Annotated in this window: 6 protein-coding genes; 5 read left to right on the top strand and 1 reads right to left on the bottom strand. The window is 39.7% G+C overall.

The genetic code is table 11. The features are described 5' to 3' along the window. Window positions 1–9 precede the first annotated feature (9 nt). Both KHY58_RS01690 and KHY58_RS01685 read left to right on the top strand, forming a co-directional pair. Entirely contained in the window at window positions 10–2433 is a 2424-nt protein-coding gene (locus tag KHY58_RS01690; protein ID WP_278471661.1) for a DUF3656 domain-containing U32 family peptidase, read from the top strand. A gap of 13 nt (window positions 2434–2446) precedes the next feature. Next, complete coding sequence (locus KHY58_RS01685; protein ID WP_101928421.1) at window positions 2447–4825, top strand: endonuclease MutS2; 2379 nt, start codon at window positions 2447–2449, stop codon at window positions 4823–4825. 153 nt (window positions 4826–4978) lie between these two features. On the opposite strand, the gene KHY58_RS01680 is transcribed toward KHY58_RS01685, so the two are convergent. Continuing rightward, window positions 4979–7069: a transglycosylase domain-containing protein gene (locus tag KHY58_RS01680; protein ID WP_278471657.1), complete on the bottom strand. Its 2091-nt coding sequence runs from the start codon at window positions 7067–7069 to the stop codon at window positions 4979–4981. A gap of 157 nt (window positions 7070–7226) precedes the next feature. Here KHY58_RS01680 and tyrS point away from each other — a divergent pair, with 157 nt between their 5' ends. The 3 genes from tyrS to ppsA all read left to right on the top strand — a co-directional run bounded on the left by tyrS (window position 7227) and on the right by ppsA (window position 11770). Beyond that, window positions 7227–8435 (top strand): tyrosine--tRNA ligase, encoded by a 1209-nt coding sequence (gene tyrS / locus KHY58_RS01675; protein ID WP_278471655.1) that lies wholly within the window; start codon window positions 7227–7229, stop codon window positions 8433–8435. Window positions 8436–8669: 234 nt separating this feature from the next. Continuing rightward, window positions 8670–9311: an NUDIX hydrolase gene (locus tag KHY58_RS01670; protein WP_060918885.1), complete on the top strand. Its 642-nt coding sequence runs from the start codon at window positions 8670–8672 to the stop codon at window positions 9309–9311. A 77-nt stretch (window positions 9312–9388) separates the two neighbouring features. Continuing rightward, entirely contained in the window at window positions 9389–11770 is a 2382-nt protein-coding gene (gene ppsA, locus KHY58_RS01665; RefSeq protein WP_278471651.1) for a phosphoenolpyruvate synthase, read from the top strand. The last annotated feature ends 94 nt before the right edge of the window (window positions 11771–11864 follow it).

The raw sequence follows: 11864 nt of genomic DNA, 5'->3' as shown, positions 1-11864 counted from the left end.
GGACTGTCCATGGAATTATTGGCTCCTGCCGGTACGATGGAAAATTTCATAGCCGCTTTAGAATCTGGGGCTGATGCCATTTATCTTGGTGGTAAAGGTTTTAATGCCCGAGCTCATGCAGCAAACTTTGGAATTGAGGAATTAACCGAGGCTATTCGCTTGGCCCATATTCTAGATGTGTCTGTGTATGTAACGGTAAATATCCTCATAGGTGACTCCGAATTATCTGTTCTTGAGGCATATTTAAAGGACTTAGAGCGCATCGGCGTGGATGCTATCATCGTTCAAGATTTAGCAGTGGCTAAATTGGCGCAGCGAGTGGCTCCTAAATTACACTTACATGGCAGTACACAAATGACTGCAGCTACGCTCGATGCGGTTCGTTTTTATGAAAGTCTCGGTTTTACACGTGTCGTTTTAGCTCGTGAATTGAGCCTCGCTGAAATTGAACATATTTGCAAGAACTGTACAGCTGAAATCGAAGTTTTTGTACACGGTGCGTTGTGCGTATGTTATTCTGGTCAATGCTTAATGAGTTCTTTCATCGGTGGTCGCAGTGGTAACCGTGGTGCTTGTGCACAGCCTTGTCGGTTGCCTTATGAGCTATTGGATTCTTCAGGTACTAGCTTGTTGCCAAAACACGAAGCCTATCTATTAAGTCCAAAGGATCTTAACTATAGTGAATATATGAATGAACTTGTGGCGGCCGGTGTTACGTCCTTTAAGGTAGAAGGGCGTATGAAAAAGGTTTCCTACGTGCGTCAAGTTATTGGGACCTATCGTCATATTTTAGATACGGCTCATATAGATTCTACTGATGCTGATGCATTAGCATCCGGATTTAATCGTGGATTCTCTACGGATTATTTAACAGACCATGTAGGAAAATCAATGATGACCGTGGTGGCCCCAAATAATCAAGGGAAATTGATAGGCAAAGCAGAGGTCAAAAAGGGTCAAGTTCATTTATTCTTAACAGAACCGATTGAAAAAGGATCACTCTTAAAGGTCATGCAAAGTTCTGGTAGTATTACGTACTATCAAATCGATCAGAACTGGTCTCTAGTGGATGAAAAGCATATTGTAGGTAAACCTGATGAAGGCTTTGCTGCGGGTCAAGTATTCCTTGCATCAGGTCCTAAAGCTCAAAAGCAACGCGGACTACAAGATTTTAGTGCTAAATTAGAGGTACATGGTTATCTATCTATTAATACAGACCGAGAACAGCCTTGTACAGATCTTACCTTTATATTAAACGATGGTTGTACTGTGACAGTATCTAATGAGTTTGAACCTGTTTATGCTAACAATAAACCGACTACATTAGAGAAGGTTAGAGATCAAGTAGGTAGATTAGGGAATACATTATTTACACTAGGCTCTATGTCTATTCCTGATGGACCGTACATGTGGCCCGCTAGTGTTTTAAATGCACTGCGTCGCGATGCTGTAGAGGCGCTAGAAAACTTGTTGATTACAGACCATGAAGCAGCTTGGGCAGAACGTGCTGTAGAACCCCGAAATATGTCATCGTTAGTAGCTAAAAGTAAGGTTCAATACACAGAGCCTATGGTGAGTGCTCGCGTTGATGAACTCGATGGTGTAAAAGCAGCAATCGAAGGTGGTGCTAAGAAGATTATCTTTGGTGGTGACCGTTTGCAACGTAAGCCTTATGAAATTAGCATCTACGAGCAGGTAGCCAAACTTTGTAAAGAGCATAATGTGCTTTGTGTATTTGCTACGCCTCGCGTCGTTAAAGATGATGAGGTAGACGCGTACATGAATACGCTTAAGGCCATAGTTGAGTCTAAACCAGATAGTATTTCTATTCATATGCCACAAGCTCTATTATGGCTTCGTGAGTTAGGGTATTCAGGTGCTATTGAAGCTGATACAGGTCTTAACATATTCAATGGCTCTGCACTACAAGTATGGCAAGATTTTAATATGAGTAGTATAGCTCCATCCTTAGAGTTGACCTTGGCACAACTAGTAAACTTACAAAAATCTGCTCATTTGCCATTAGAGGTAATGGTACACGGTTATACAGAAATGATGATTTCTGAGTATTGTGCCATCGCTAGCTTTGTTGGTACTGGTAAAAAGGAAAATTGTCCTATGCCGTGCGTAATAGAAGATTACGCATTAAAGGACCGCAAAGGGGAAGTGTTCCCACTTCGTACTGATCCATATTGCCGTATGCACATTATGAACAGCCATGAAATGGATATGCGTGCTTACGTGCCCGAGTTACATCGTAAAGGTCTACATATCTTGCGCATCGATGGGCGTCATATGGATCCACATCGATTGCGTAACATTGTAGCAGATTATGTATCCATTCAAAATGGAACAAAAGAGGCTCCGCCTAAGAGTATAGGTAAAGATGATACACCTATTACAAGGGGCCACTATTTTAGAGGTATTTTATAAAAGAGGTAGTACATTGTTTAACGAAGATGTATTAGACTTTCACCATATAAAAGAACAATTACAACAGCATTGTAGTTCTACTATCGCTAAAGAATTGGCTATGAATATTGAGCCAATGACGGATGCTAAAGCTATTCAAGAGAACCTTGATGAGACGGCAGAAGCCATGCGTTCTTTGCAAACAGAGGTAGAACAGCCGTTAGGCGGTACACGCGATATTCGTGAATCTTGCAAGAAGAGTCGCAAAGACTTTGTTCTTACACGTGAAGCTTTGTGGGACATTTATTTGACCATTGGTGCTTATAAGCGCATGACAAAGTTCTTTAGAACGAAATATATGGATTATCCATTGCTATCCCTATGGGTACAGGATATGCCGAATACAGATCGCATTGAAAACCGTTTTAAACGCGTCTTTGATGAAAAGGGGGAATTGCTTGATACAGCGTCTCCTAAATTGGCGAGCCTTAGAAATACGATTATCAAGACTCGTGAAAAGATTAAAAATGATATTCAAGCTATTTTGCACGACAAGGATAATCAAAAGTATTTCCAAGAAACCATCATTACGCAGCGTAATAATCGTTACGTAATTCCTGTAAAACAAGAGTATCGTCAATACTTTGATGGCCTTATTCACGACCGTTCTGCAACGGGTCAAACACTTTACATTGAACCGATGCGTTTGGTGAATCTAAATAATGAATTACAAGAGGCTTTGATTGGTGAAGAGCAAGAGGTCTTGCGTATTTACCGCGAGTTATCGGCTCTTGTAAAACAACATAGCAATGATTTGATGGATGCTTGTGAAAAGGTATCCCATATCGAATTTGTATATGGTAAGGCAAGTCTTGCTATTTCTTACAAGGGGGTACCGGCAATCTTAAGTACTGACAGAACCGTTAATCTCATGAGAGCTCGTCACCCATTAATTCCACCAAATATGGTAGTGCCTACAAATATTCAATTAGGTACATCGTACCGTATTTTACTAATTACTGGTTCTAACACAGGTGGTAAAACAGTTTCCCTTAAAACATTGGGCCTGTTGAGCTTGATGAATCAATGTGGCCTATTTATCCCTGCTGATCACGGTTCTATGTTACCAGTATTCCATAATATCTTTGCCGACATTGGAGACGAGCAAAGTATTGAGGCCAGCCTTAGTACGTTCTCTGCTCATATGACACAAGTTATTTCCATCATCAAACATTGTGGTCCTAACGACTTGGTTTTACTGGATGAACTTGGGTCTGGTACTGATCCAGAAGAAGGTAGCGCATTAGCTGTATCTATTCTTGAGTTCTTCCGTAAAAAAGGTGCCCTTATGATGGTGAGTACCCATTATAATGAGCTTAAAAATTATGCTTACCATACGGAAGGTATTGAAAATGGTCATGTAGAGTTTGATGAGCGCACCTTAAAACCTACATATCGGCTCCATATCGGCGTAGCCGGCAGTAGCCATGCGTTAAGCATTGCTGCACGTTTAGGCTTACCAAAGGACATTGTAGAACGCGCAACAGAGTATAAATCTCAATTTGGTAGTCATGAAATGGAAGAAGTTCTTTCCGACTTAAACGAACAACTCCGTAAAGCCTCTGAACGTGAAAGAGCGTTAAAGAAAGAACTTGATGAAACACGTCGTATGCGTGGCCAATTAGAGAAGGAAAAGAAACAGTTTAATGAAAAACGTAAACAAATCTTAGCCAAAGCTCAGGCCGATGCAGAATCCATGAAACGTAGTTTACGCGTTGAAGGGGAAGCGATTATCAAGCAATTGAAAGCGCAATTCTCTGAAACAAATAAGGATAGGCTTCAATCGGCTATTAATGCAGCACGTAAGGGGATTTCTAGTGTTCATGTACCAGAAGCTGCAGTGGATGATGATCGTAAGTTGTTAACCGCAGATGCTATTAAGGTTGGCCAAGCTGTTTATGTTACGTCCTTGCGTTCGTTGGGGACTGTGTTATCTATCAATGGTAACCGTGTAAATGTTGATATTAATGGACTAACAGCTACCGTTAAGGTTAGCGAATTACAATCAACTACACGTGAAGAAGGCAATAAACTAGCTCGTGAACAAAAAGTAGCCATGCCTAAAACAAGAAAACGTATGGGTGGCTCCGCCGTACAACGTCAAAAAGAGGTTCGTACTGAAATCAATATTCTTGGCCAAACAGTAGATGAAGCGACCGTTTCTGTAGGTAGATTTATTGACCAAGCTTTGCTTGGTGGTGTTAATCAAGTGCGTATTATTCATGGTAAGGGTACAGGTGCATTACGTGAAGGCGTTCACCAATATTTACGTACCTTGCCTCATGTAGCGCACTTTGAAACAGCCGGTTATGATGAAGGTGGTGCAGGGGCTACAAATGTAGTTCTTAAATAAAAATATAATTTTCAAAATATTGTATATGGAAAAAAAAGGTAGTAAGCTCCTAGGGCTTGCTACCTTTTTGTATAGATAATATTTGGATAGTAAATATGTATAAAAAGAAAGGGCGGAACACTGAGTTCCGCCCTTTTAGAAACTACTGTTGAATTAGCGTTCCTTTTTAGACTTTTTATTTTTCGATGAATTTGATTTTTGTTCTGTAACCTCTTCTTTTTGAGGCTTGTCATTACTTTTTATTTTTTCATCTGTAGTTTTGCCTGTATCGTCTTTCTTATCTGCTTTTTCGTCCTTTTTATCTTCTTTTTTAGGTTGTGCTTTTGCAGGATTGACGTAACCTTCAGAGATTGCTGATTGTGCGCTAGCTGGGACAGGGAAGTCAGATGCTGGAGTATTGGCAAGAGCATTAGCCATGAATTGACCCCACATAACAGCAGGTGTACTACCACCCGTAATACCGTGTAATGTTTCAGTGCCGTAGTCATCACCAATCCAAACAGCAGCTACTAAATCTGGAGTGTAACCTATGAACCAAGCATCTTTGGAGTCATCAGTGGTACCTGTTTTACCTGCTGCAGGACGACCAATGGCTGCATTACCGCCAGTACCACCATTTATAACAGATTCTAGCATATTAGTCATGATGGCCGCATCTTTTTCATCAATAACGCGCTTTTCTTGGATAGAGTTTTCTTCTACAACTTGGCCGTTGCGATCTACAATTTTAAGGATGGCTGTAGGTTGAACCTTGATACCGCCATTAGCAAGTACACCGTAAGCCTGTACCATGTCAAGAGGTGTAACACCATGAGTTAAACCGCCAAGTGCTGTCGATAAGTTGTAATCTTGATCAGTTAGAGTAGAGATACCCATTTCTTTAGCAAGATTAATAACTTTAGTCATACCTATTTCATCGGCAACTTTTACAGCTGCTACGTTGCGAGAATGTTGTAATGCGTAGCGGTATGTAATATTACCTTCGTAGTCGTTTTCATAGTTTTTAGGACTCCAATTACCGAAAGTAACAGGACTGTCCTCAACTATAGAACCAGGAGTTTTACCTGATTGAATAGCTGCTAAGTAAACGAAAGGTTTCATAGTGGAACCAGGTTGACGTTCTGCTTGTGTAGCGCGGTTGAAAGCGTCGTCACCGCGACCACCGACCATGGCTACAATGTAACCATTGTGAGGGTTCATAGCTACTATAGCACCTTGTGGTTGAGATAATCCATTTTTATCAGTGTAGTAATTAGGTAAGTTTTGCATTGCTGCAACTGCAGCATTTTGCGCATCCATATCGAGAGTAGTATAGATTTTTAATCCATCTTTATAGATGGCATCATCGCCGTACTTTTCAGAAATTTGAGAAATAACATAGTTAATGAAGTAAGATGCATTAGATTTCTCATGAGCTTGTTCTTGTTTAGCTATCAAACCTAAATCTGCTTGGCGAGCTTCGTCAGCTTGCTCTTGTGTAATATAACCATATTTTACCATTTGGCCCAATACGACGGCTTGACGTTTTTTACTAGCCTCCAAATCATTAAATGGGGAGTAATAGTTAGGGCTTTGTGGTAAACCAGCAATGAGAGCCGCTTGTGCAAGTGTTAACTCACTAGCATCCTTACCAAAATATACATGAGATGCAGATTGTACACCGTAAGCACCTTGACCAAAGTAGATTTGGTTCATATACATTTCAAGGATTTCATCCTTGGTGTAATGTTGTTCAATTTTAAGGGCTAATAAAGCTTCGGAAATTTTACGTTTTAATGTTCTATCTTGAGATAAGAATGCATTACGAGCTAACTGTTGAGTAATTGTGGAACCACCTTCAGATACGCCGCTATGTACAATGTTTACCCATACGGCACGTAAAATACCAATTGGGTCAATACCATGATGCGTATAGAACCGAGAATCTTCTGTAGCCACAAAGGCATTCTGTAAATCTTTTGGTACATCCTTTAGAGGTACTGGTAATCTATTTTCTGTGGAGTGAACCGTAGTAATGAGATTGCCATGCACGTCATAAATCTGAGACGATGCAGAAGGGCGTACATTGGATACATCCGGTAGATTTGATAATGTGGCACTTATGAAACCACAGCCACCACCGGCTACGATGAGTATAAAGAGAAGTGTACAAATCCAAAATAGACGCTTAGGATTTGTTTTCTTCGGTGTAGAACCATTGCCATTTGAGCGGCGATTGGTTCTCGTATTTGAGTTACTACTCATAGAGTCACCTCTTTTTTCTTTTAGTAAATATAACGTAAATTCTATTACGCAGTTATAAATATTATATCATAAATGGTTTAAATCCAATACTATATATAATTGTGAAAGTTTTTAGATAATGGTATACTTAAACAATAGTATTTCTAGGAGGATTATCATGATTAGTGCTCAAGAACAAGTGCGCCAAATTAAACATGGTGTAGCGGATTTAATTAACGAACAAGATCTTGTAAAAAAAATAGAGAAGTCCATTAAGGAAAATAAACCACTAGTTGTAAAACTAGGTTTGGATCCAACGGCTCCAGATATTCATTTAGGGCATACTGTACCTCTTCGCAAGTTGCGTTTATTCCAAGAATTTGGTCATCAAGTAGTGATCGTCATCGGTGGCTTTACTGCTCGTATTGGTGATCCTACTGGTAAAAGTGTTACCCGTCCACCATTAACAAAAGAAGAAGTATTGAAAAATGCTGAAACTTATAAAACACAAATCTTCAAGGTATTAGATCCTGAAAAAACAATCGTTCGTGACAATAGCGAATGGTTAGAATCTATGAACTTTGCTGACGTACTTCGTTTGGCTAGCTCCTATACAGTTGCCCGTATGATGGAACGCGATGATTTCAGCAAACGCTTTAAAGAAGGTCGTCCTATTGGCGTGCATGAGTTCATGTACCCATTGATGCAAGGTCACGATTCTGTTGCATTACATGCAGACGTTGAATTTGGTGGCACAGACCAAACTTTCAACCTGTTGATGGGGCGTCATTTACAAGAGTTAGAAGGTCAAGAGCCACAAGTTGTTATTACAATGCCATTGCTTGAAGGACTTGACGGCATTCAAAAAATGAGTAAATCTTTGGGCAATTATATCGGTATTGATGAAGAACCTAAAGAAATGTATGGTAAAGCGATGTCCATTCCTGATGAATTGATGATGCGTTATTTCATGCTCGTTACAGATATGTCTATCGAAGAGCAAGAGGACATGGCAAAACGTCTAGAATCCGGAGAGTTACATCCACGTGATGCTAAAATGCAATTGGCTCGTACCATTGTTCGCTTGTATCATGGTGAAGAAGCTGCTCTCGAAGCGGAAGAAGAGTTTAAACGGGTGTTCCAACAACGCGCCATGCCTACAGATATTCCTGAGTACGTTATGGTTGCACCAACAGAACCAATCTTTGTCCCACAATTCTGTACAGATGCTGGTTTAACTGCGTCCAATGGTGAAGCCCGTCGATCCATTAAAGCAGGTGCTTTCAAAGTAAATGGTGAAAAATATACGGAAGAAAACCTTAAGCTAGAAGATGGCATGATCGTTCAAGTTGGGAAACGTAAATTTGTAAAAATTAAATTTAACTAATAAAAAACTGTGATGAGGTTTAGATTTCTCATCACAGTTTTTTCTGTCTATTTTGTTTATAAGATTATCTATCTACTGAATCTGTTGTTTGTGAAGCAAGAAATTGACTTATAAGTTAATGTATAATGAATATACAAAGACAATATAAATATAAAAATAAAATACAAATTTGATACATAAAAGATTTTTACAAATATTGTATAAAATAGATTATAACTTGTGTGAGGACCATTTATGGACAAGAAATTAAGTAACCTTTTATCACAACGAGAACATACTGTTCTTACAGATATTGATGTTATTACGGCGGCAGTAGCCGTGCCTCTATTAGAAATCGATGGAGAAGATCATGTGGTGTTTACCGTGCGTAGTAATACATTGCGACGTCAACCCGGTGAAATCAGTTTCCCTGGTGGGCACTGTGAACCTAATGATAAAAGTGGTGCTCATGCAGCCATGCGTGAATGCTCTGAGGAACTTGGTATAGACTTAGATCAAATTGAACTGCTAGGAAATTTAGACTGTTTAGTATCTGCTATTGGTGTAAAACTATATGCGGTCGTCGTGCGCCTACATACAAGTGATTTAAAACCAAATTCCGATGAAGTAGGTGAGGTATTTACAGTTCCCTTACAATATCTATTAGATATGGAACCGACCGTAGGTCACCTAGACATTGGAACTAAGCCGTTAAAAGATTTTCCATTTCATCTATTAGAAGGATATAATATCGACTGGAAAATTAGACAAAACTATTCCGTCTATTTCTATCCCTATAAACAATACACTATATGGGGACTAACAGGACGAGTGTTGAAGAATTTTTTAGATATATATAAGGAAGTTCATTTACATAATAATGCCTATAAAAATTGACAGATTACAAATTAAGGTATACTATTTATGTGTAAAAGGTTTAATGTGTTGCACTAATTAATCTAGGAGGTTCTCACATGAATCGCGAAACAGCATACGTACTTTGGTTTGATGAATTACAACGTGAAGATATTAATTTAGTAGGTGGCAAGTCTTCTTCATTAGGGGAATTGACATCCTCCACTAATGTACCTGTACCTTATGGCTTTGCAACAACTGCTCATGGTTATCGTGAGTTTATGAAAGCTACAGGTTTGGAAGATAAAATCCGGGCTGAGCTTGATGCTTTAGATGATGTAGAAAATTCTGCATTATTGCGCGAAGTGTGTGCTAAGATTCGCCGCATGATTTGTCAGGAAGAAATGCCAAAAGACTTGGCAGATGCTATCCGTCATGCTTATGAAGAACTTGGTAAAAAAGTGAACGAAGAAAATCCATTTGTAGCTGTTCGTTCTAGTGCAACAGCAGAAGATTTGCCAGATGCAAGCTTCGCAGGCCAACAAGATACGTATTTAAATGTACGCGGTGCTGACGTAATTATCGAAAAAGTAAAAGAATGCTACGCATCTACATTCACAGATCGTGCAACATATTATCGTGTAAAACAAGGCTTCGATCATATGACAGTAGCATTGAGTGCTGCAGTTCAAATGATGGTATTCTCTAAAGCAGCTGGCGTAATGTTTACTGTTGATCTTGTAACAGGTAATGATAACAATATTCTTATTGAAGGCTCTTGGGGTCTTGGTGAATATGTTGTACAAGGTACGGTTACACCAGATAATTTCCGTGTGGATAAAGAAAAGATGGAAATTACGGACCGTATGATTAACGATAAACATGTTCGCCTTGTTCGTAAAGCCGATGGTGACTGTGTTGAAGAAGTGGTTCCAGCTGACGAAGCAAAACAACAAGTTATTACAGATGCTCAAGTTTTGGAACTTGCAGAATATGCAAAAGCAATTGAAAAGCATTATGGTTGCTACATGGATATGGAATGGGGCGTAGATGAACGCAATGACAAGATTTGGATCTTGCAAGCTCGTCCAGAAACAGTTTGGTCCCGCAAAGAAAAATCAGAAACGTCCGAAAAAGCTAGCACATTAGATGCAGGTAATCGCGATATTATTGTAAAAGGTTTGCCAGCATCCCCTGGTAATACAGCAGGTAAAGCTCATGTTATCATCAATCCTGAGGATATCGATGAGTTCAAAGAAGGCGAAATCCTTGTTACAGCTATGACAGCTCCTGATTGGGTGCCAGCCATGAAGAAAGCAAAAGCAATTGTTACTGACGCTGGTGGTATGACTTGTCATGCGTCTATCGTTAGCCGTGAGCTTGGCATTCCTTGTATCGTAGGTACTAAGAGCCGTAGTCATGAAGCGACTACCTCTATTAAAGATGGTCAAATGATTACCGTTGATGCTACAAATGGTATTGTATACGATGGCGTATTAGAAGATATCGTTAAAAAGCCTGAAGCTCAAGTTTCTACAGGGGTAGCAGCTGAATATGTACCTGTAACAGGCACTAAGATTTATATGAACTTAGGTGATCCTGATTTGGCTCAAAAATATGGTGTACTACCATGTGATGGCATTGGTCTCATGCGCGAAGAGTTCATTTGGACAACCTTTATTCATGAACATCCATTGCACCTTATCGAAACAGGGCGCAGTGACTTCGCTGTAAATACATTGGCGGAAGGTATGCGTAAAGTATGCCAAGCATTAGCCCCTCGCCAAGTAGTAGTTCGTTTGAGCGACTTCAAATCTAGCGAATACCGTGACCTTAAAGGTGGCGATAAATATGAACCACATGAATCTAGTGCATTACTTGGCTGGCGTGGCGCATCTCGCTACTATGATCCTAAGTACACACCTGCTTTCAAATTAGAATTAGAAGCAATCAAAAAAGTACGTAACGAATTTGGTTTCAAAAATCTACAAGTTATGATTCCATTCTGCCGTACTGTGGAAGAAGCTGAATTAGTAACTAACTTAATGGCTCAAGAAGGTCTTGCACGCAGCAAAGACTTTAAAGTATGGCTTATGGCTGAGATTCCATCCAATATTATCTTAGCTGATCAATTTAATAAATACGTAGATGGTTATTCTATCGGTTCTAACGATTTGACTATGCTTGTACTTGGTTGTGATCGCGATAACGAAACAGTTCAACATATCTATGATGAACGTAATTTAGCAGTTCGCAGAGCAATTCGTCACCTCATTGAAGTGGCTCATAAAGATGGTAAGACTGTATCTATCTGTGGCCAAGCGCCAAGCGTATACCCTGAACTTTGCGAATTCCTTGTGAAGAGCGGTATCGACTCCATTTCTGTTAATCCTGATGCAGTAGTTAATACTAAGAAAATGGTGGCTCAAATCGAACAACGAATTATGCTCGATGCTATGACTGGTCGTGGTCGTCAAGAATCTGACGAACTAATTTGGTAATAATATAGTTATAGTGAAAGAGGAGGCCTGTGGGTCTCCTCTTTTTCTGAATGGTAACTTAGGATATAATACAAACAGAGATGAAAGGGGGTTA

Origin of the sequence: Veillonella parvula (assembly GCF_018366295.1) — a bacterium.
In the GTDB taxonomy this organism is placed as follows: Bacteria; Bacillota; Negativicutes; order Veillonellales; family Veillonellaceae; genus Veillonella; species Veillonella parvula_P.
This window is presented reverse-complemented; position numbering and strand designations above follow the sequence as displayed.